Below are 19,957 nucleotides of genomic sequence, written 5' to 3' on the forward strand. Positions count from 1 at the left end.
TCAGCCCCAGTGATGGGATTGAATCTCGATTCGCAGGGCTGAGTATGAATTGACCCACCAAAACAGTCAAGTATTCAACCCCTGCCCTCGTTGTCCGCCTCATCGCGCACGCAGTCAAAGTCTTCTTCATGCAACGGCGGCAGCTCTCCGTTCTGATATTCACTGTTCACCTTACGGAGTGCTTTGCACATGTTTTCAATGCGATCATCCACCGCATGCATGTGGTCGAGTAGCGAACGCATGGCCCGGGCAACCGGGTCGGGCATCTCTTCCGTCACACCATAGGCGTCAAAGCCCATGCGTTCTTCCATCTCCTTGCGCCGCACATCATCGTCGGAGTGGCGCTTCACAATCACCCGGCCCGGAATACCTACCACTGTGGCGCCGGCGGGTACAGCCTTGGTCACCACGGAATTGGAGCCAATCTTGGCACCAGGGCCCACTTCGAACGGCCCAAGAATCTTTGCGCCTGCGCCAACAACCACGCCATCACCGATGGTTGGGTGGCGTTTGCCTTTGTTCCAGCTGGTTCCGCCCAGGGTAACACCCTGGTAGAGGGTGACGTCATCGCCAATAACGGTGGTTTCCCCAATCACCACGCCCATGCCGTGGTCGATAAAAAACCGCCGACCAATGGTCGCACCCGGGTGAATCTCAATACCGGTGAACCAGCGCGCCAGCGTGGAGATGGTCCGCGCCAGCCACTTTAGCCCAAGATTCCAGAGCCAATGGGAAAACCGGTGAAACAGCAATGCATGAAGGCCCGGGTAATTGGTTAGCACCTCGAAGGTGTTCCGCGCCGCCGGATCCCGGTGAAATACGCTTTTGACATCTTCCCTTAAACGCTCAAACATGGCCTTTTTCCTGCCCCTCATCCGCAGTATTGTTCTGCTTGTCGCTCCCCGGCAGGGTTCCGGCAGCCTTTTGTACGGATGTCAGAATGCCCCTAAGGATATTGATTTCCATCTGGTCAAGACGTGCGCGCTGAAACAGGCGTCGCAGGCGGGTCATCAGTTGCCTGGGGTTGTTGCGACGATGGAAATCCACATCCACCAACACCTGTTCCAGATGCCCGAAGAAGCCTTCCACCTCCTGCACCTCTGCCGGCGGCACATCCCAGCCACGGTCGCCCGGTCCAACCATGGCCTCAAGGTTGGGACTCGCCTCACCTTCTTCAAGGCTGTGCAGGTAATGCATGCGCAATTCATAGCAAACCACCTGCACCGCCATGGCCAGATTCAATGAACTGTAGTCCGGATTCGACGGAATATGAATGTGGTAGTGGCAACGCTGAAGCTCATCGTTGGACAAACCGTGGTTTTCACGCCCAAACACCAGTGCAACCCGACCCTGCCGGCTGTATTCGCCCGCCGTCGCCGCCGCCTGGGGCGGAGCAATCACTGGCCACGGCACCTTCCGGCCGCGGGCACTGGTGCCCATCACCAGAACACAATCTGCCAGCGCTTCGTCAAGCGTGGCAACTACCTGAGCCCTGTCCAGAACATCTGAGGCACCGGCAGAACGCGCGTAGGAGGCTTCATCCGGGAACGACGCCGGGTTAACCAGCCATAAGTTGCCCAGCCCCATGTTTTTCATCGCCCTTGCGACCGCACCAATATTGCCGGAATGCGATGTTTCAACCAGAACGATCCGGACCTGATCATTGAACGTGTCAGAACCTTCCTGTGGCAATGCGGGCTTATGCATGGTCTTCGGGCCTATGAATTAACAGACGTTAAATATTGGAAGGGAATGATAGCAGAAACCCGGGCCGCCCTGCTCTCCGGAGTTGCCGAAACTCCGTGGTATCCGTGCATTTGCTAAGCCAAAAAACGTACAAGCGCGGGTTGTTTTTGCTATCATACCGGGCCTTCACACACCCGGATAATGAACACTCAGATGCAACCAGCAATTAAAATGGCCCTGCGCGTTGCCCGCCAGGGATCAGATTACCTGAAAGCACATTTCGAGCGACAGGAACCCAACGGCAAGGACGAGGCCGAGCGCTACCGCCAGCTCGAACGGGTTGAGAAATCCATTTACGACAACTTCACCGAGCAACTGGAAAAGGCATATCGGGATCACACCATCGCACCGATGGGCGAGGCCGACGCCGCTGGCAGCGAACGCAGCTGGCACATCTTCCCCGTGCTTGGCCGCGAAAACTTCATTCGTGGTATTCCGGAATTCGCCCTGGCACTGAGCCAGAAAAAGAACAACCGGACAGAAAACCTGTTGCTGGTCAATCCGATCACAGGTGAAGAATATTCTGCCAGCCGCGGCCATGGGGCAGCCCTCAACAGCCGCCGCGTGCGCACGTCTGAAATCAAAGTACCCGGCAAGGCGGCATTTGCCACCAACCTGCTGGATCAGACTCGCAAAGGCGACGACCCGATGATCTGGGGCGAAATGGCCGCAGTTCTGGCGCGTGAAAGCGCCATGTTCCGCACCTCCGGCTGCGTTGTTCTTGATATTGCCCGTGTTTCGGCGGGCCTTCTGGACGCCGCTGTTATCTTCCGCCCGGAAGCCTCAGACCTGGACCTGGGTGTCACCCTCGCCATGGAATCCGGCGCACTGACTGGCGACTTTTCCGGCAACCCGTCTGCTGGCAATGCCAAACAGCTGGTTGTGGCCAATCCAAAGCTGTTCCGCGAAGTGCTCAAGGTATTGCACCCGTTCCGCGGCCGTCTGCCCAGATAGACTTTCCGGCACAAAAAAAAACCGCCAATCCTTCACGGGACTGGCGGTTTTTTTATGCCTCGGAAAACGGGAGGCCTTGGGCCTCCCCATCGGATCACATCCGGTTAAGCCACTCGGGCGGCTGCTCTTCCTCGACTTCTTCACCGGTGCCTTCCTTCGCCGGTACCATCAGGTCTTCACGGGTAACACCCATCACCATCAGCATATTGGCAGAGACATAGATGGAAGAATACGTACCCACCACCACGCCAATAATGAGCGCAAGGGCGAAGTTGTTGATGGCCTCACCACCGAAGAAATACAGTGCCAGTAACACCACCAAGGTAGTACCAGAAGTATTGATGGTACGGGTGATGGTCTGGTGGATGGACTCGTTGATGATATCCCAGGGCTCGCCTACCCGCATTTTCCGGAAGTTCTCCCGGATACGGTCCGCCACAACGATGGTATCGTTCAGCGAGTAACCGATCACCGCCAGCAACGCTGCCAGCACGGTCAGGTCAAACGTCCACTGGAACAGCGCAAACACGCCCAGCACAATAATGACGTCGTGAGCCAGCGGTATCACCGAAGCGATACCAAACTTGAACTGGAAGCGCATGCCCACGTAGATCAGTACCACCGCCAGGGCAATCAACAACCCGAGCCCGCTGTCTTCTTTAAGCTCATCGCCAACCTGAGAACCGACGAATTCGGACCCCACCAACTCGAGCTCGGCGCCGGAGGCAGCCAGCATGCCAGCCACCTCACGGGCCAGCTGATCGTTCTCAGCTTCCGCCATGCGGATCAGGATGGTGGTATCCGCGCCGAAGTTCTGAACGACGAACTGCTCATAGCCCGCTTCTGCCAGTTGGTCCCGGATAGCGTCAAGGCTCGGCGCCTCGGCGTACTCCAGCTCTACTGAGGTACCGCCGGTGAAGTCCATGCCAAAGTTCAGGCCGCGAACACCCAACAATGCAAGGGAAACCACCACAAGCGTGATAGAAAGCACGGAAGCAATCTTCCGCAACCCCATGAAATCAAATGGTTGTTTCTGTGTATCAGCCATTAGCCAGCTTCCCCCCGATCGACAATTTCTCGACCCTGCGGCCGCCGTAGACAACGTTCACAATGGCGCGACTGACCACCAGGGCACAGAACATGGAGGTCAGGATACCGATGCTCAGTGTTACCGCGAACCCTTTGACCGGACCGGAACCCATGGCAAACAGGATCACAGCGACCAACAGCGTAGTTATGTTGGCATCAAAGATAGACACAAAGGCCCGACTGTACCCCGAGTTAATCGCACTCTGCGGCGGCACACCAGCTTTAAGCTCTTCCTTTATTCGCTCAAAGATTAGAACGTTGGCGTCAACCGCCATACCCACTGTCAGAACGATACCGGCAATACCCGGCAGGGTGAGCGTGGCAGACAGAATGGACATACAGGCCAGCAGCAACATCAGGTTCAGGGTCAGCGTGACATTCGCCACTACCCCGAAGCCACGATAGAACACCAACATATAGATGAGCACCAAGGCGAAACCAAACGCAACCGAGGTAACACCAGCGTCGATGTTCTTCTGCCCGAGGCTTGGCCCAATGGTCCGTTCCTGTACAAAGTACATGGGGGCCGCCAGGGCACCTGCCCGCAACAGAAGCGCGAGCTCTGCAGCCTCCGGTATCGAATCCAGACCAGTAATGCGGAAACTGCTACCCAGCGCTGACTGAACCGTTGCCAGGCTGATCAGTCCTTTTTCCACAATCCGCTTTTCGACTTCCCGAATCTCACCGTCTACTTCCTGGGCCTCAGTCTCGGTCCGGAACTCGATGAACAGCACCGCCATGCGGCGCCCCACATTGTTGCGGGTAGCGCGGTTCATAAGATCGCCGCCAACCGAATCCATGGTGATGTTTACCTGCGGCTGACCATTCTCATCGAAGGCCTGCTGGGCATTAGCCACATTATTACCGGTAGCGATAACGTCCCGCTCCAGGCGAGCTGTCCTCTGCGGGGTATCACGGAAACCGAACTGTTCGGTTTCTGCTGCAGGTGCATCCTGGCGGGCTTCCATCCGGAATTCCAGATTGGCTGTTGCACCGAGAACCCGCTTGGCCTGGGCGGTATCCTGCACACCTGGCAGCTCAACAATAATACGATCTGCGCCCTGGCGCTGAACCAGCGGCTCCGCCACGCCGAGTTCGTTGACACGATTACGGATAGTGGTCAGGTTCTGTTCCAGGGCATATTCCTGGATATTCCTCACTTCAGCTTCGGAGAGGGTCAGCGCCAACAGGAATTCGCCTTCCCGGGTGCTTTCATTGAGCAAAAATTCGTTGTACTGCCGACGAATCAGATCAAAGGCCGCACTGCGAGACTCAGAATCCCGGAAGCTAAGAACAATCTCCCGGTTGCCTTCAACATCTCCACCCCGATAGCGAATACGCTCATCCCGAAGTTCTCTTTTGATCTGCCCGGAAAACGCCTCCAGACGCTGGCTGACCGCCGTGTCCATGTCTACTTCCAGCAGGAAGTGAACACCACCTCGCAGGTCAAGACCAAGCTTCATCGGGCCTGCGCCCAGGCTACGCAGCCACCCAGGGGTTGAGGGAGCCATGTTCAGGGCCACCAGGTAATCATTACCCAGGGCGGCCTGCACTGCCGGGCGAGCCCGCAACTGCGCGTCGGAACTGTTCAGGCGAATCAGGGCATTGCGGTCTTCAAGAGAACTTTCCTTGACTTCGATCCCGCGGCTTTCGAGGGCGCCGAGGGCACGGTCCAGCACACGCTGGTCTACCTCGGTGCTGCCCCGGGCGCCGGTAACCTGTATGGCGAAATCATCGGGAAAGAAATTCGGTAACGCGTAAATGAACCCGATGACCAGTGCGAACACTATGACCAGGTTCTTCCAGAGAGGATACTTGTTCAGCATGAGAATCCTTCGAGCCAGCTATGGTGCCGGCCTTGGTGTTTCAGCAAGTCAACACAAAACGGGCGACCAAAGGCCGCCCTGCGCACAACTGGCTCAGATATCTTTCAGTGTGCCCTTGGGCAGCGCCGCAGCCACCGCCACTTTCTGAATCTTGATCTCGACGTTATCAGACACTTCCAGCACGATGAAGTCGTCAGACACCTTGGTGATGCGGCCGGCAACGCCACCGGAAGTCACCACTTCGTCGCCCTTGTTCAGGCCGGACATCAGCGCTTTATGCTCTTTGGCACGCTTGGACTGCGGGCGCCAGATCAGGAAGTAGAAAATCAGGATAAAGCCGGCGAAGAAGATGATCTGACCCATCACGCTCATGCCCTGGGCACCGGCATCCTGCGCCACGGCAAGTGCAGGCATCAGAGACAGCAGACCAACGATGAGCAGTTTGATTGATTTCATTCAGGTTCTCCGTTTATTGACTGATATTGAGGTAAAAATTGCTCAGGATTCACCCAGCGGCGGCACAGATTCGCCACGTAAGGCATAGAATTCGCTTATAAAGTCGGACAATGTACCTGCTTCAATGGCCCCACGCAATCCACTCATCAGGTTCTGATAGAAGCGCAGATTGTGGATGGTATTGAGCTGCGCGCCCAACATTTCACCACACTTATCCAGATGATGCAGATAGCTCTTTGAGAAATTCTGACAGGTATAACAGTCACAACGTTCATCCAGCGGGCCGGTATCGTGACGATTCTTCGCATTACGAATCTTGACGATGCCGGTCGAGGTGAACAGGTAGCCATTCCGGGCGTTACGGGTGGGCATAACGCAGTCAAACATGTCTACCCCCCGGCGAACTGCCTCAACAATGTCTTCCGGGCGTCCAACTCCCATCAGGTAACGAGGCTTGTCTTCCGGCATTCTGGAAGGCAAATGGTCCAGAATGCGAATCATGTCTTCTTTCGGCTCGCCCACCGACAGACCACCAATGGCGTAGCCATCAAACCCGATATCGGTCAGTCCCTGCAGGGATCGGTCCCGCAAGGACTCGTACATGCCACCCTGGACAATACCAAACAACGCCGCCGGATTGCCCTCATGAGCCTTCTTGCTGCGTTCCGCCCAACGAAGGGACAGCTCCATGGATTCTTTTGCCTGCTTCTCGGTAGCAGGATACGGCGTGCATTCATCAAATATCATGACAATGTCGGAACCGAGGTCACGCTGCACCTGAATGGCAATTTCCGGCGACAACTCCACCTTTGAGCCGTCTACTGGCGAGCGGAAGGTCACGCCCTGCTCGGTGATCTTGCGCATATCGCCCAGGCTGAACACCTGAAAGCCGCCGGAATCCGTCAGTATTGGCCCTTGCCACTGTGTGAAATCGTGCAAGTCGCCGTGTGCCTTGACCACTTCCGTGCCCGGGCGCAGCATCAAGTGGAAGGTGTTACCCAGGATAATTTCCGCGCCGATTGCCTCGATATCTCTTGGCAACATCCCTTTAACCGTGCCGTAAGTACCAACCGGCATAAACGCAGGCGTTTCAACCGTTCCACGGGGGAAGGTCAGCCGGCCCCGGCGGGCTCTGCCGTCTTCGCCCAGCTTCTCGAACGACATAAAACAGGAATTGCTCACAAGGATTCTCCACGGGATTCGGTCTGGTTTGCCCCGGCCAGCATGCCCCGGCTTGGCTCCTGGGCGGTCAGGAACATGGCGTCACCGTAACTGAAAAAACGGTACCGCTGTTCAACGGCTTCCTGATAGGCAGACATGATATTACGGTAGCCGGCGAAAGCACTGACCAGCATGATCAGCGTGGACTCCGGCAAATGGAAATTGGTGATCATGGCGTCAACCGTCTGAAAACGGTAGCCAGGGTAAATAAAGATATCGGTTTCGCCACGGAAGGCATTCAGGCGCCCTCCCCGACTGGCCGATTCGAGCGAGCGAACGGAGGTAGTGCCAACCGCTACTACCCGGCCTCCCCGGGCCCTTGTGCGCTCAACCGCATCCACCGTCTCCTGGGGAACATGGGCCACTTCGCTATGCATCAGGTGGTCTTCGATTTTGTCGACCCGCACCGGCTGGAAGGTTCCCGCACCTACATGAAGGGTTACATACGCAAACTCAATGCCGTTGCTCTTGAGGACCTCAAGTATGTCGTCGTCGAAATGCAGCCCTGCCGTTGGCGCCGCCACAGCGCCTGCTTCTTTGGCATAGACGGTTTGATATCGCTCCCGGTCAGACTGGTCATCATCCCGCTCCATGTACGGCGGCAAGGGCATGTGCCCAATACGTTCCAGCACATCCAGAACAGGCTCACGGCCCTCGTATACAAACCGGAAAAGTGCGTCGTCCCGGCCCACCATGCGCAGAGCAGAGCCATCTTCCAGGATGACCTTCTGGCCTTCTTTAACAGCCTTTGAGGCACGGGCGTGGGCCAGCAATTCATACTCACCCAACAGGCGCTCCACCAGGATTTCAACACGACCACCGGTTTCCTTCTGGCCAAACAAGCGGGCCGGAATCACACGGGTATTGTTGAATACCAGAAGATCGCCAGGCTGTAACAGGCCGGGGAGATCGGTGAAGTTTAGGTGTTGGGTCTGGCCGGTAAGGCCTTCGAGTGCCAGCAGTCGGGACGCACTGCGTTGCTTGAGCGGGTAACGGGCGATGAGCTCGTCCGGCAGGTCAAAATGAAAATCGGAGACGTTCATGGGCCGGCTATTCACGATGCCGCAGGTTGCGGCCAATAAGTGGTAGCGGCGGGCGGACTCGAACCGCCACGGGTTTTACCCCAACGGATTTTGAATCCGTCGTGTCTACCAATTTCACCACGCCGCCATCGGAGAGTGGGAGGATTATACTGAGCCTGAATCTGAAAGCAACCGGGCGGGGAGTAAAAATCTCCTACCGCCTCAGCCAATTACAGACGATCGAACAAAGAGAGCCTGGAAATCTGTGCAAACGACTGTTGTGCCGCCTGTAACACAAAGCTCTGGAAGCTCAGATTACTGATCGCCTCGGCATAATCCACGTCTTGCAGCTGTGAACGTATTTCCTTGGTGTACAGCCCCGAATCCTCCAGAAATGACGAAGTGGATTCGATGGCATTCAACCGGCCACCCAGCTCAGTTTGCTTGAGAATGATGGACTCCTGGCCGTTGTCCAGGTTAGTCAACGATTCCGCAATGAGCGCATCGTATTCGGCGCTGGATTTCGGTGTCGCCTTGTCGATGCTGTCCAGACCAGCGATCAGCTTCTCAATGGTGCCAAAAATGGACTGCTTGTCGCTGATACCCAGTGTAAATTCGTCACCATCGGCGGCATCGTTAACGGTCATACGAAGACCAGCCACCACAAACTCCTCACCAGGCACCGCCGGCGAGGGTTGTGTCGTCAGCAACGTGCCTGTGCGTGGGTCTTCCACTTCAATATTCAGGGTACCGGTCCCGTCGTCAAACACCCTTACAGTCAGGTCATCGGGAACCGCCGGGCTGAACGCGTCTTTCAGATCTTTCGGTGCAATCAGCTCCAACCCGGACACATAACCCTGGGCAGCAACACCAGTGCCCGTGCCGTCATCCGAACCAGTAACCGAAACCGCCGCTGGCACGTTCACAAAAATGCCCTTGCCATGGTCGCTGATGGGCACTGTCACGCCGTCATCTATTTCAAGTACCCGCTGGCCCTCATCGCCCTGATATTTCCAGGCGCCAAAGTCGTCCTTGGCAAATGCCGGGGTACTGCCCTGAAAGCCGCTGAAAATGTATTCACCGGACGCATCCCGGGTGTTGGCAATGTTCGCCAGCTGGCCCAGCCGCTCTTTAAGCTCGGCGGAAATGGATTGGCGATCGTTGGCAGACAACGAGCCGCTACCCGCCTGAACCGTCAGTTCCCTCACCCGCTGGATGATATCCACCGCACTGGCCAGGGTGCTCTCTTCCTGTTTGATGCGGTTATCGGCAAGGTTGGCGTTGCGCTCATAAGTCTCTATGCGCTTGACCTCCTGATTGAGCTTCAGGATGCGTGCGGCAGCCACCGGGTCATCGGAGGGTCTGTTGACCTTTTTGCCGGTGGAAATCTGCTCCTGGGTTTTCACCAGGTTGCTGTTTACATCCTGCATCCGGCTGATGCCGCCAGAGAAAATCTGCTGAGATGAAATCCGGATCATTTTCGTTTACCTCGCCTTACCGGAAGCTCTGCAACAAGGTGTTGAACAGGTCCTGCGCTACAGACATAACCTGTGCCGACGCGTTATAGGCCGCCTGATACTGAATCAGCTTGCCGGCTTCCTCATCCAGGTTCACGCCGGAGATCGATTCACGCTGGTTATTGGATTGCTCCAGCAACGTTTTACCAGCCTCTTTATCAAGCTGGCTCTGGCGTGTTTTGACGCCAATATCCTCGACCAGGCCCGCATAGCCCTCGGTGAAGCTTTGCCGGCCACCGTTCAACGTATTGGCGGTACCCAAGGCGGCCAGCAGCTCAGCATTTCGGTTGTCGGATATGCCGTTGCTGTTATAACCAATGGTGAACACATCACCGTCGGCCGGCTCGCCGGTCATTTCGAACTGGTAGCCCTGGTAGAGGTCGCCAGCGGTCGGATCGTTACTGAAAATGGTGTTAATCCGCTGCGGATCATAGGCCAGGTTCGCAGGATTCAACGGGTCACCATTACCATCGAATATGGTGTAGGTAACGTCGGTGCCATCATTGCTGAATCGTATCTCCAAAGGCCCGTTCGCCAGCTCACCCCGGGTTTCAAACCCCGGCAACAGGGCATTGGTGTTCGGGTTGCGAACGTTCAGCATGTTGCCCTGATTGATCTTGGCGGTTCCCAGGTTGGCATCATCCGCGCTCGCCCGGATCGGGCTGGCGAATGCCAGATCTTCTTCCCTCAGAACGTTCAGCTTAATATTCTCAGCGGCATTTCGGCTCGGCTGGATCAGGTACTTGTCGCCCGCATTGAACTGCCCGCCTTCCACCCGAATATTAAAACCAGGCATGGAAATCTCGGACTGCACCGGGTCTGGCAATCGGCCCTGATTGACAGTTTTGCCGGTGGCGGAATCGATCAACTCAAAATTCCTGCCGTCGCCGCTGAACTGCAGCGTCCAGGTTCCCGCCGGTAGCAGGCTGCTATCGGTAATCTCAACCGCCAGCTGGCCATTTTTGGGATCTGCATTGTTAGCGTTGGGCACAACCCTACTGCGCTGGAGCCCGATGTCGTTAACGTCGGTAAAGAAGTTACCGCCCAGATCACCCTCAAGATCCATCCCGATTTCATGCTGATGGTTGATGGACGCAGAAATGGCTACGGCCAACCGCCCCAACTCATCAAACGCGGGTTTCAGGGCCTCCTGATCAAACCGGCGCAGGCCGCCGAGCTTGCCGCCATTGATCTGTTCATCCACCTGCAGGGTGCGGCCACTGGTGGTCAGGGTGAATTCCAGGCGGGTGGGGTCTTCTGCACTGGTGCGGGTAGAAAACTGGGAGGCATTGGCACCGGTCACCAGCGACAGGCCATTGGCGAGCGACACATTCACCTGGCTGCCTTCGGTCTGGGTAACCCGAATGCCCACCAGTTCCGACAACTCCTTGAGCTTCTGATCCCGCTTGTCCATCAGCTCCAGGGGCATCTTGCCCTGGGCCAGGCCCGGAGACTCAGAAATAGCCAGGTTCAGATCGGCGATGCTCTTGAGCAGAGAATTGGCGTCTTTCACGCCTTGCTGCATCTGGGTTTTGACCGATTCCCGTTGCTGGATGAATTCCTGGTTGAGCGCCTGGAAGCGATTCACCACCTGCTGAGCCTCACTCAACACCAGCTGGCGTTGAGGCAGTGAAGCCGGGTCTTCCGCCGCATTCTGCAGGGCCGCAAAGAAATTGTTCAGGGCGTTGTTCAACCCGGTGCTTTCGCCCCCCAGCAGGTTATCCAGCCGGGTAAGCTCAGCGTTCAGGGCATTCTGTTCTCCGAACAGCGTGCTGTCTTCCCGCAACTGCTGGGTCAGGTACTCATCCGCCAGCCGGCGAATGTTGGAAATGGACACCCCACTGCCAATGGTACCGGCACCAGTACGCCGCCCTTCCTGGGTATCGAATTGCACTTCCTGCCGGCTGTAACCGGGTGTGTTTGCATTGGTGATGTTATTGGCGGTGGTGTTCAGCGCTGTCTGATGACTGAGCACCCCGGTCAAACCGATTCCGATCAACCCTGCCATGATGCTTTACTCCCTCGGCACGTCGCTGTTCATGGACAGCGTCATCAGAGAATCCCTGTTCATAATCCGGCGTATCTTGGAACCATACTCCGGATCAGTTGCATAACCGGCTTCCTGAAGCTTGTCTGCAAAGACTTCAGGCTGGTCGGCTGACGACAGCACATCCCGGTACCGGGGGTTGCTGTGAAGGAAATCCACGTAATCCCTGAAGCTCGCCTCGTAATCCGGGTAAGCCCGGAAGTCAGCGCGCTCCTTCATGGGCACACCGCCACGGAATTCGGTGGTGGTGATGGTCACGGCGTCACCGCCCCAGCGGGTATCGGCCTTGATACCGAACAGATTGAAACTGGGCTGGTCGCCATCCCCTTTGATCATGTGGCGCCCCCAACCGGTTTCCAACGCCGCCTGGGCCACCATCAACCTGGGGTCAATGCCGCTTTCCTTACCGATGCGCTCGGCAAATGGCATCAACTCAGCGACAAAGTGCTCCGGTGATTCAAAGGTCAATGGTAACTCTGCCGCCGTCACGGTTTGCTCGGGCTGCTTCTGTTCGGCCGCCTGAGTCATTTCATCGATGGCCTTCAGCTGCTCTGGCAAGTTGCGGGATATCGCCGGCATACTGCGGTCATAGTCCGCCAGGGTGGCCTTGTGCCCCGCCAGCCGCTCGCCATTACTGGCCATGCCGGGCACATCGCGGCTCAGTTGCCGGACCAGCGCCTCAGCAAGACCTGTTCCACTGCCGCCAGACATGCTTAAACTCACCTGGCTGTCGAACATGTCCCGGTAGAACTCGGATTCGTTGCTGTTGAGGTAATTACCCTCGGCAAAGGCCTCGCCGGCCTTACGCATGGATTTCAGCATTTCCGCCAGAAACAGACTTTCAAACTGGCGCGCCACCTGCTCCAGGGCTGCCTGTTTATCCGATCTCGCCTGGGTCTTCAGGGCGTTCAGCCCACTGAAGTCGGTGTAGATCTCGGCCTGTTGTACGCGATAGTCCTGCATGGCTACACCTAGATCACGATCAGCTCGGCGCGCAGAGCGCCAGCCGTTTTCAGGGCTTCAAGCACCGCCATGACATCCCCGGGTGCTGCTCCCACCTGGTTAACGGCTTGAACGATCTCGTTAAGGGTGGTTGCAGGGCCAAACTGGAACATTCTGGCCGGGTCTTCCGTCACCGCTATCTGGGTGTTTTGCTGCAACGCAGTGTCACCCTGGGCAAACGGATTGGGCTGCACCACTTCCGGGTTTTCCTGAATGGTCACGGTCAGATTGCCGTGGGTGACCGCCGCCGGGCTGACCCGCACATTCTGGCCAACCACAATGGTGCCGGTGCGGCTGTTAATGACCACCCGCGCGGCCTCTTCAGCCGGCTCCACTTCAATGTTCTCGAGAATCGACAGGAAGCTGACCCGCTGCGACGGGTCCCGCGGTGCCCGTACGGAAATCGCGGTTGCATCGTGGGCGTAGGCCATATCCGGCCCAAGCGTATCGTTGATGGCTTCCACTACCCGGCGGGCGGTGGTGAAGTCGGCTCTCATCAGGTTGAAGGTTATGGTGTCGCCACGAGTAAACGGCGATTCCACTTCACGCTCGATGGTGGCACCGTTAGGAATCCGGCCAACACTGGGCACGTTCACCGTAATCCGGGAGCCGTCCTGCCCCTGGGCACCGAAGCCACCCACCACCAGGCTGCCCTGGGCCATGGCATACACCTGGCCATCAGCGCCTTTGAGCGGCGTCATCAGAAGCGTGCCACCCCGCAGGCTGTCTGCGTTACCGATGGAAGACACGGTGATGTCCAGCTCCTGACCAGATTTGGCAAAAGGCGGCAAAGTGGCACTCACGGTAACCGCCGCCACATTAGCCAGGTTCGGGTTAACGCCATCCGGCAGAGTGATGCCGAACTGATTCATCATGTTGCGGAAGGTCTGGTTGGTGAACGGCGCTTTATCGCCGGTACCGTCCAGGCCCACCACCAGGCCGTAACCGATCAACTGGTTGTTACGGACACCTTTTACCTTGGCCAGATCCTTCAGGCGGTCAGCCATCACCGGAGAGGCACACACTGCCAGCAACGCGAACACAGCAATCATTCGGCGCATCATAGCGGCCACCACTCACTGTTGAAGAACCGCGCCAGCCAGCCCATCTGGTTGGCCTGGTCGAAGTCACCGGTGCCGCCATAGGCAAAGCGGGCATCCGCTACGCGGTTGGAGGCCACGGTATTATCCGGCGCGATATCCTGCGGCCGAACCAGTCCTGTCAGGCGGATATATTCATCGCCATTGGTTAATGACAGCCATTTCTCACCCCGGATACGCAATACGCCATTGGGCAGCACTTCTGTTACGGTTACCGTAATGCTGCCAGCCAAACTGTTGCTCTGGTCCGCTTCGGCGGAGCCGCTGAAATCCCGTTCGAAATTGGCCCGGGCGTTCAGCCCGATATTGTTTTTACCGAAAATACTCGGTTCAGGGAGGCTCAGCTCCTGGTCTTTGGTAATGCTGGTTTCGGCGCTTTTACTGGCGCGGGTGGATTCGCGCAGATTAACGGTCAGCACGTCACCGATGTTCAGTGCCTTGGTGTCGCCATAAAGACTGTAGTTACGGGTCGGCTGGAAGATGGCGCCGGAGTCCGGGTCACGCTGCATCATGGCCTGGGCGCGCACCGGTGCGTATGCCGGGTCGTCTGGCAATGCCCGGGGGCGGCTCATGGCGGTACAGCCCTGAAGAACAATCAGCACACCCACCAGTGCCAGGGTGGCGAACCGTTCTTTCTTGAAGGTGTGATGAATGATGTTCATAACTTACCCGATGTTATTGGTAATGAACTGGAGCATCTGATCGGTGGTGGACACCACCTTGGAGTTCATCTCATAGGCCCGCTGGGTGGTGATCATATTGACCAGCTCTTCCACCACTTCGACGTTGGATGACTCAATGGTGCCCTGCTCGATATTTCCCAAACCAGCCAGCCCTGGCTCACCCTCTGCCGGGTCGCCACTGGCATTGGTTTCCTTGAACAGGTTGTTGCCGATGGCCTGCAAGCCCTGGGGGTTGATGAAGTCCACCAGGGTGATCTGGCCAAGGTTGATAGGCGCAGCCTGGTCATCGGTCACCACGGTTACGGTGCCATCCTTACCAATCGTTATGTTGGTCGCGTCTTCCGGCACGTTGATGTTGGGTTCCAGCGGGTAGCCATCGGGCGTTACCACATCGCCGTCGGCATTCAATTGGAACTGGCCATCGCGGGTATAGGCGATCTGGCCATCCGGTAGCTCAATCTGGAAGAAGCCACGGCCATTAACGGCCAAGTCCAGGGGCTGATCGGTAATCTGCAGGTTGCCCTGGCTGAACTGCTTGGCCGTGCCAACCACCCTCACCCCGGTACCCAGTTGCAGGCCAGACGGAAGCTCGGTGTTCTCGGTGCTCAGACCACCCGGCTGCCGGTTGATCTGGTAAAGGAGATCCTGAAATACCGCCCGGTCACGCTTGAAGCCGGTGGTGTTCACGTTGGCCAGGTTGTTTGAGATGGTGGACATGTTGGTGTCCTGTGCGCTCAACCCGGTTTTGCTGACCCAAAGTGCTGGATGCATTGCTCTACTCCTTACCCGCCGGCTGCAGCGGCGATTCTTTGCCGCTTGAGGCCAGTGGATGATCTGTTCTCAGTGTTATCAAAGGTTCTGCAACAGTCGTGCCGCAGCCTCGGAATTCTCGTTGGCAGTCGACATGACCTTCACCTGCATCTCGTACTGACGGGACAACTGCAGGTTGGCAATCATTTCTTCCACAGCATTCACGTTGGAACTTTCCAGAAAACCAGTGGCGACGCGCATAGCTGCATCCGGCGGCTCCGGGCCATCCAGGGCCTGGTCCTGCTTACGGCGGATGAATCCATCCAATCCCTTCTCGAGGGCATTGCCCGGCGGGTTCACCAGCTTCAGGCGGTCCACTTCAACCAGCTGATCCGGCGGACCACCCACGGGCACAATAGAGATGGTGCCGTCTGCCCCTACCTGCAGGTTGTCAAAGGGCGGCAGGGCCACAGGACCACCATTACCCAACACCAGCTCACCGCTGGCGAGGCGAACCAGTCCGTTCACATCCACCTGGAGGCTGCCGCTGCGGGTAAACACTTCTTCACCCAGATCGTTCTGCACTGCCAGCCAGCCATCGCCTTCCACCGCAACATCCAGTTTGCGACCGGTGTCCATCAGGGCGCCGGCGGACAAATCGGTACCGGGGCGCTCGGTCATGGCGTAGGCGCGGGTGGGATGGTGTTCACCAAACACAGGCATACTGCGGGCCTGGGCAAAATCCTTTTTGAAGCCGGTGGTGTTCACGTTTGCCAGGTTATTGGCATGGGCACGCTGGGCCAGCATGTTCTGCTTGGCGCCAGACATTCCAATATAAAGGGCTTTGTCCATGGGCAAACTCCTGCCGGAATTTTGACTGTTTCCAGTCATCCTGCAGGAGTCATGCCATGTTTATGGAAGGGCTTTACCGGAGGTTGATGATGGTCTGGGTGACCGCATCGGAGGTTTCAATGGTCTTGGCGTTAGCCTGGTAATTGCGCTGGGCAATGATCAGGTTAACCAGTTCTGCGGAGAGGTCCACGTTGGACTCTTCCACCGAGCTTGCCTTGATGGAACCAAGGGTGCCGGTGTCTGGCGCACCGATAATCGGCTGGCCAGACTCAAAGGTTTCTACCCAGGTGGTCTCACCCACCGGCGACAACCCATTGGTGTTGTTGAATGACGCCAACGCCACCTGGCCCAGGGACTTGGATTGCCCGTTGGTATACCGGGCAAAGATAACCCCCTGGTCAGACACATCCAGGCCAGAGAGGCGACCCGTGCTGTAGCCGTTCTGGCGCTGGTCGTTGACACCGAAGTTGGCGCCGTACTGGGTGGTATTCCCAAGGTCCACCACGAAGGCCGAGGTAGTCGGCGGCTCGGGAATCGGTGTCACCACCTCTTCACCCGGCAGTGGTGGGCCATCGGCACCATTCGGTTCGCCATTCGGGTCTTTCGGAATCCAGTCGGTAACCACAATCTCACCGTTCGGGTCACCGTTGATGGACTGCAAGGTGCCATCTTCGTTGAAGCGTGCTGTGTACGGAGAGGTGTCTGTACCGGCCACCAGCTCACCATCAATCTGCAAATAGACCGACCACTCACTAACACCCACGCCGTTACCAGGCGAAGGATTCTTGACGAAGAACTGGGTCAGCTCGTGAGAATTACCCAGGCTGTCAAAAATGGTGGTTGAGGTGGCGTGGTTGTAGGTTCTCTGGTCCAGGGGATTGAAGGAATTGGTAATCCTCAGGTCGCCGCCAGCAAAAGCATCGGCAATCTCGCTGCTCGCGCCAACCGGAAGAATATCCTGAACCGTGCGGTCAGACTGAATATTCACATCGCCCTGGAACACCTCAAGCGGCTGGTTTACCCCGGCATCGGTGCTGGCGAAACTGATACCCACATTTGAGCCACGGTTATCGATAATCCGGATATCGCTTCCGCCATCAACCAGGGAGGCAGACAGGCTTGTGGCGCTGGAGGCGTTGATGGCGTCTACAAGCCCCTGCAATGAACTGACCCCGCTGAGTGAGATAGGCACATTCTGGCCATCCAGCTCTATCCGGAATTCAGTATCGCCAGCCGCCAACGCATCTTCCAGATCGGTAATTGAGAATTCCTGACCTAGGGTGACCGCCGTGGTGGCAGACGCCGACAACCCGCGCTGCTGATTGATGATGCCCGCGGCGTCTCTCGCGGTGGAACCAGCAGGAATGGTGATGTCCGGCGAGTTGGTGCCATCCGAGTAGGCGACACGGAAGACATCGTCTACGGTCAGATCACCCATGGAAACCGTTTGGAAGTCCACTACCCGGCTTTCCAGCACAGATTGCCGGGAGTCCAGGTTCAGATCGGATCGCAGATTGGTGGTACGGCGTGGCGCCAGGTTGTCAGTCTCGATCTGCAGATCACCCCGAATACCAGACAGGTTGCCGTCGTCATCCGCGGTAAAACCCTGAACCCGCATGTTCTGGTTGTTGGTGACGAACCCGTCTTTATCGATACCGAACTGGCCGGCCCGGGAATAACGAATTTCACCGTTGTTGTTCAGGATAAAGAAGCCGTCACCGCTGATGGCCATGTCCAGGCCGTTATCAGTGAAGCTGATGTTACCCTGGCCGAAGGACTGCTTGACGTCCTGAACGCGCACGCCATCACCGATCGGATTAGTGCCGCCGCTCAGAAAGCCGCTGGCGTACAGATCGCCAAACTGCACCTTGCTGCCTTTAAAGCCCACCGTACTGGCGTTGGCAATGTTGTTGCCGGTGACATCCAGATCAACCGAGGCCGCCCGAAGGCCGCTCAAACCTGTATTAAATGCCATGACTTATACCTCCTGGTCTGACACCGGATCAGTTAATTTGTTTTACATCGGACAGGGCAATGGAACCCATACCGGCAAGATTGAGAGTAATGGAACCGCCCTTACCCAGGGACACACTGTCTACATTGGCGCTAACCATGGTACCGAGTTGTTCAGGGCCGGACGGATAAGATCCCTGCGCGACAATCTGGTACGGTCCAGGCGGCAAAGGATTGCCGTTGCCGTCCTCGCCATCCCAACGGAACGACACCACACCGGCCTGACTGCTGCCCATATCAATCTGGCGCACCAGCTCACCGCTCTGGTTCATCACCGACAACCGCAGCCCACCGGTAGATGCTGGCACTTCGATGGTTCCGGTAATCTCGCCATCATTACCCAAAATCCCCACACTGGAAGGCGCAAGAACGGTCTTGCCAACCATTGCAGAGGCCTGCAGCGCCTGACTGGAACGGAACTGTCCGGCCACATCCTCAACGGTGCCCGACAGGTTCTGCATTTCTTCCAGGGAGCTGAACTGCGCCAGCTGGGAGATAAAATCACCGTTGTCCTGGGGCTCTAACGGGTTCTGGTTTTTAAGCTGGGCGAGCATTAGTTCCATGAAAGCGTCTTTGCCAAGCTCGCTGCCGCCCCGGGCCTTGTCGTCCTGATTGATCCGATACTGGCTCAGTACGTCTGAGGCCGAAGCCGAATTCACTGCACTCATGACTCACTCCTCACTATTTACTGCTGACCCAGCGTCAGGATTCGTTGCATCATGGACTTGGCAGTGTTCATGACGTCCACGTTCATCTGGAAACTGCGGGAGGAAGACATCATGTCTGCCATTTCCTCAACCACATTCACGTTCGGGTAGAACACGTAACCGTCTTCATTGGCAGCAGGGTGGTTAGGCTCGTAGCGCATCTGCAACTCTGCATCGCTTTCGAGAATCCCCTCAACCCGCACACCGGCGCCGGGACCTTCATTCAGGCTGGTGCCGAAACTCTGCTGTTGGTCCGGATTCAGCATGGCCTGCTGAATGGCGGCGAAGACCGGTTTGCGTGCCCGGTAAGCATTCTCCGTGCTGGAACTGGCAGTCTCGGCGTTCGCAATGTTGGAAGCCGTAGTATTCAGCCGCAGGGATTGTGCGGTCATGCCGGAACCGGCGATGTCAAAAATGTTGCCCAGTGACATGGCAATCTCCTCAAATCGTAAATGACTGCGGCTTACTCACCCTTCAGGGCTTTGGTCAATCCGGAAAACTTGCTGCTCAAAAACTGGAAGCTGGCCTGGTAGTCCATGGCATTGCGCATGAAGCGGCTCTGCTCTTCCTGGGCATCCACGGTATTGCCGTCGACAGACGGCTGGTGCGGATTGCGGTACAGCAGTTCACCGTCACTGCCCGGGCTGGAAGTGTCCATGTGGCCATGGTGCGTGGTCGCCATCTGCAGACCACTGACAGATTCCTGCGCCTTCTGCATCATCGCGCGAAAATCGATATCCCTGGCCTTGTAGCCAGGGGTATCGGCATTGGCCAGGTTATTGGCGAGTACTTCCGCACGCTGCACCCGGGCCTGAAGTGCGTGCTCGTGTATACCCAGTGCCCTATCAAATGTAATTGCCATGACTGCCTCCGGAATTCTGCACCGGCACCGCTTGAACGGCGGCTTGCCGGATTTGCGTTCTGAGAGAGTTAAAGCAAAGGTGGTGCCAGTTTCATGGAGCGCTTGGGCGA

The 19,957-nt window shown here is 57.1% G+C and carries 19 protein-coding genes and 1 tRNA gene; 1 reads left to right on the plus strand and 19 read right to left on the minus strand.

Going from position 1 to position 19,957, the window contains the following annotated elements; all coding sequences use genetic code 11:
* Nucleotides 1-74 precede the first annotated feature (74 nt).
* Together cysE and trmJ are read right to left on the minus strand one after the other, a co-directional pair.
* Nucleotides 75-854 (minus strand): serine O-acetyltransferase, encoded by a 780-nt coding sequence (cysE, locus tag FIV08_RS10575; RefSeq protein ID WP_072677168.1) that lies wholly within the window; start codon nt 852-854, stop codon nt 75-77.
* Nucleotides 847-1,707: a tRNA (cytosine(32)/uridine(32)-2'-O)-methyltransferase TrmJ gene (gene trmJ / locus FIV08_RS10580; RefSeq protein ID WP_072677167.1), complete on the minus strand. Its 861-nt coding sequence runs from the start codon at nt 1,705-1,707 to the stop codon at nt 847-849. Before trmJ ends, cysE begins: the two co-directional genes overlap by 8 nt.
* 192 nt (nt 1,708-1,899) lie before the next feature.
* Between trmJ and FIV08_RS10585 the strand changes: the two genes are divergently transcribed.
* The gene (locus tag FIV08_RS10585; RefSeq protein ID WP_072678201.1) at nt 1,900-2,700 is read left to right on the plus strand and encodes an inositol monophosphatase family protein; all 801 of its coding nucleotides are present in this window, start codon (nt 1,900-1,902) and stop codon (nt 2,698-2,700) included.
* A 94-nt stretch (nt 2,701-2,794) separates the two neighbouring features.
* Here FIV08_RS10585 and secF read toward each other — a convergent pair whose 3' ends face one another.
* From secF to flgB, 17 genes are all read right to left on the minus strand, one after another.
* Nucleotides 2,795-3,748: a protein translocase subunit SecF gene (gene secF / locus FIV08_RS10590; RefSeq protein WP_072677166.1), complete on the minus strand. Its 954-nt coding sequence runs from the start codon at nt 3,746-3,748 to the stop codon at nt 2,795-2,797.
* Entirely contained in the window at nt 3,741-5,615 is a 1,875-nt protein-coding gene (gene secD, locus FIV08_RS10595; protein WP_072677165.1) for a protein translocase subunit SecD, read from the minus strand. The genes secF and secD overlap by 8 nt, the downstream gene beginning before the upstream one ends.
* Nucleotides 5,616-5,708: 93 nt before the next feature.
* Nucleotides 5,709-6,071, minus strand: coding sequence for a preprotein translocase subunit YajC (yajC, locus tag FIV08_RS10600; RefSeq protein WP_072677164.1), 363 nt, complete (start codon nt 6,069-6,071; stop codon nt 5,709-5,711).
* Between the two features lie 42 nt (nt 6,072-6,113).
* Entirely contained in the window at nt 6,114-7,235 is a 1,122-nt protein-coding gene (tgt, locus tag FIV08_RS10605; RefSeq protein ID WP_072678200.1) for a tRNA guanosine(34) transglycosylase Tgt, read from the minus strand.
* A 14-nt stretch (nt 7,236-7,249) separates the two neighbouring features.
* Nucleotides 7,250-8,335 carry a tRNA preQ1(34) S-adenosylmethionine ribosyltransferase-isomerase QueA gene (queA, locus tag FIV08_RS10610; RefSeq protein ID WP_072677163.1) on the minus strand — a complete coding sequence of 362 codons (1,086 nt, stop codon included), beginning with the start codon at nt 8,333-8,335 and terminating at the stop codon, nt 7,250-7,252.
* 40 nt (nt 8,336-8,375) lie between these two features.
* Nucleotides 8,376-8,462, minus strand: a tRNA-Leu gene (locus FIV08_RS10615).
* 82 nt (nt 8,463-8,544) lie between these two features.
* Nucleotides 8,545-9,792 carry a flagellar hook-associated protein FlgL gene (gene flgL / locus FIV08_RS10620; RefSeq protein WP_152438287.1) on the minus strand — a complete coding sequence of 416 codons (1,248 nt, stop codon included), beginning with the start codon at nt 9,790-9,792 and terminating at the stop codon, nt 8,545-8,547.
* Between the two features lie 16 nt (nt 9,793-9,808).
* The gene (gene flgK, locus FIV08_RS10625) at nt 9,809-11,839 is read right to left on the minus strand and encodes a flagellar hook-associated protein FlgK (protein WP_152438288.1); all 2,031 of its coding nucleotides are present in this window, start codon (nt 11,837-11,839) and stop codon (nt 9,809-9,811) included.
* 6 nt (nt 11,840-11,845) lie between these two features.
* Nucleotides 11,846-12,841 (minus strand): flagellar assembly peptidoglycan hydrolase FlgJ, encoded by a 996-nt coding sequence (gene flgJ / locus FIV08_RS10630; RefSeq protein WP_061332139.1) that lies wholly within the window; start codon nt 12,839-12,841, stop codon nt 11,846-11,848.
* 8 nt (nt 12,842-12,849) lie between these two features.
* Nucleotides 12,850-13,944, minus strand: a complete 1,095-nt coding sequence (locus FIV08_RS10635) for a flagellar basal body P-ring protein FlgI (protein ID WP_061332137.1) — start codon at nt 13,942-13,944, stop codon at nt 12,850-12,852.
* Nucleotides 13,941-14,642, minus strand: coding sequence for a flagellar basal body L-ring protein FlgH (gene flgH, locus FIV08_RS10640; protein ID WP_152438289.1), 702 nt, complete (start codon nt 14,640-14,642; stop codon nt 13,941-13,943). Before flgH ends, FIV08_RS10635 begins: the two co-directional genes overlap by 4 nt.
* 3 nt (nt 14,643-14,645) lie before the next feature.
* Complete coding sequence (gene flgG, locus FIV08_RS10645) at nt 14,646-15,434, minus strand: flagellar basal-body rod protein FlgG (protein ID WP_058091106.1); 789 nt, start codon at nt 15,432-15,434, stop codon at nt 14,646-14,648.
* Nucleotides 15,435-15,512: 78 nt separating this feature from the next.
* A complete protein-coding gene (locus FIV08_RS10650; RefSeq protein WP_152438290.1) occupies nt 15,513-16,265 on the minus strand; it encodes a flagellar basal body rod protein FlgF in 753 nt (250 codons plus the stop codon).
* Between the two features lie 73 nt (nt 16,266-16,338).
* Nucleotides 16,339-18,240 carry a flagellar hook protein FlgE gene (locus FIV08_RS10655; RefSeq protein WP_152438291.1) on the minus strand — a complete coding sequence of 634 codons (1,902 nt, stop codon included), beginning with the start codon at nt 18,238-18,240 and terminating at the stop codon, nt 16,339-16,341.
* A gap of 28 nt (nt 18,241-18,268) precedes the next feature.
* Nucleotides 18,269-18,946 (minus strand): flagellar hook assembly protein FlgD, encoded by a 678-nt coding sequence (locus FIV08_RS10660; RefSeq protein WP_072677156.1) that lies wholly within the window; start codon nt 18,944-18,946, stop codon nt 18,269-18,271.
* Between the two features lie 17 nt (nt 18,947-18,963).
* The gene (flgC, locus tag FIV08_RS10665; protein ID WP_072677155.1) at nt 18,964-19,416 is read right to left on the minus strand and encodes a flagellar basal body rod protein FlgC; all 453 of its coding nucleotides are present in this window, start codon (nt 19,414-19,416) and stop codon (nt 18,964-18,966) included.
* Nucleotides 19,417-19,448: 32 nt separating this feature from the next.
* On the minus strand, nt 19,449-19,847 hold the full coding sequence (flgB, locus tag FIV08_RS10670; RefSeq protein ID WP_072677154.1) for a flagellar basal body rod protein FlgB: 399 nt from the start codon (nt 19,845-19,847) through the stop codon (nt 19,449-19,451).
* Nucleotides 19,848-19,957 lie beyond the last annotated feature (110 nt).

It is taken from the genome of Marinobacter sp. THAF197a (genome assembly GCF_009363275.1).
Taxonomy (GTDB): domain Bacteria; phylum Pseudomonadota; class Gammaproteobacteria; order Pseudomonadales; family Oleiphilaceae; genus Marinobacter.

Coding starts and splice junctions, on each gene's coding strand:
- cysE (WP_072677168.1), bottom strand. CDS start 854: ATGTTTGAGCGTTTAAGGGAAGATGTCAAAAGCGTATTTCACCGGGAT.
- trmJ (WP_072677167.1), bottom strand. CDS start 1,707: ATGCATAAGCCCGCATTGCCACAGGAAGGTTCTGACACGTTCAATGAT.
- FIV08_RS10585 (WP_072678201.1), top strand. CDS start 1,900: ATGCAACCAGCAATTAAAATGGCCCTGCGCGTTGCCCGCCAGGGATCA.
- secF (WP_072677166.1), bottom strand. CDS start 3,748: ATGGCTGATACACAGAAACAACCATTTGATTTCATGGGGTTGCGGAAG.
- secD (WP_072677165.1), bottom strand. CDS start 5,615: ATGCTGAACAAGTATCCTCTCTGGAAGAACCTGGTCATAGTGTTCGCA.
- yajC (WP_072677164.1), bottom strand. CDS start 6,071: ATGAAATCAATCAAACTGCTCATCGTTGGTCTGCTGTCTCTGATGCCT.
- tgt (WP_072678200.1), bottom strand. CDS start 7,235: ATGTCGTTCGAGAAGCTGGGCGAAGACGGCAGAGCCCGCCGGGGCCGG.
- queA (WP_072677163.1), bottom strand. CDS start 8,335: ATGAACGTCTCCGATTTTCATTTTGACCTGCCGGACGAGCTCATCGCC.
- flgL (WP_152438287.1), bottom strand. CDS start 9,792: ATGATCCGGATTTCATCTCAGCAGATTTTCTCTGGCGGCATCAGCCGG.
- flgK (WP_152438288.1), bottom strand. CDS start 11,839: ATGGCAGGGTTGATCGGAATCGGTTTGACCGGGGTGCTCAGTCATCAG.
- flgJ (WP_061332139.1), bottom strand. CDS start 12,841: ATGCAGGACTATCGCGTACAACAGGCCGAGATCTACACCGACTTCAGT.
- FIV08_RS10635 (WP_061332137.1), bottom strand. CDS start 13,944: ATGATGCGCCGAATGATTGCTGTGTTCGCGTTGCTGGCAGTGTGTGCC.
- flgH (WP_152438289.1), bottom strand. CDS start 14,642: ATGAACATCATTCATCACACCTTCAAGAAAGAACGGTTCGCCACCCTG.
- flgG (WP_058091106.1), bottom strand. CDS start 15,434: ATGCATCCAGCACTTTGGGTCAGCAAAACCGGGTTGAGCGCACAGGAC.
- FIV08_RS10650 (WP_152438290.1), bottom strand. CDS start 16,265: ATGGACAAAGCCCTTTATATTGGAATGTCTGGCGCCAAGCAGAACATG.
- FIV08_RS10655 (WP_152438291.1), bottom strand. CDS start 18,240: ATGGCATTTAATACAGGTTTGAGCGGCCTTCGGGCGGCCTCGGTTGAT.
- FIV08_RS10660 (WP_072677156.1), bottom strand. CDS start 18,946: ATGAGTGCAGTGAATTCGGCTTCGGCCTCAGACGTACTGAGCCAGTAT.
- flgC (WP_072677155.1), bottom strand. CDS start 19,416: ATGTCACTGGGCAACATTTTTGACATCGCCGGTTCCGGCATGACCGCA.
- flgB (WP_072677154.1), bottom strand. CDS start 19,847: ATGGCAATTACATTTGATAGGGCACTGGGTATACACGAGCACGCACTT.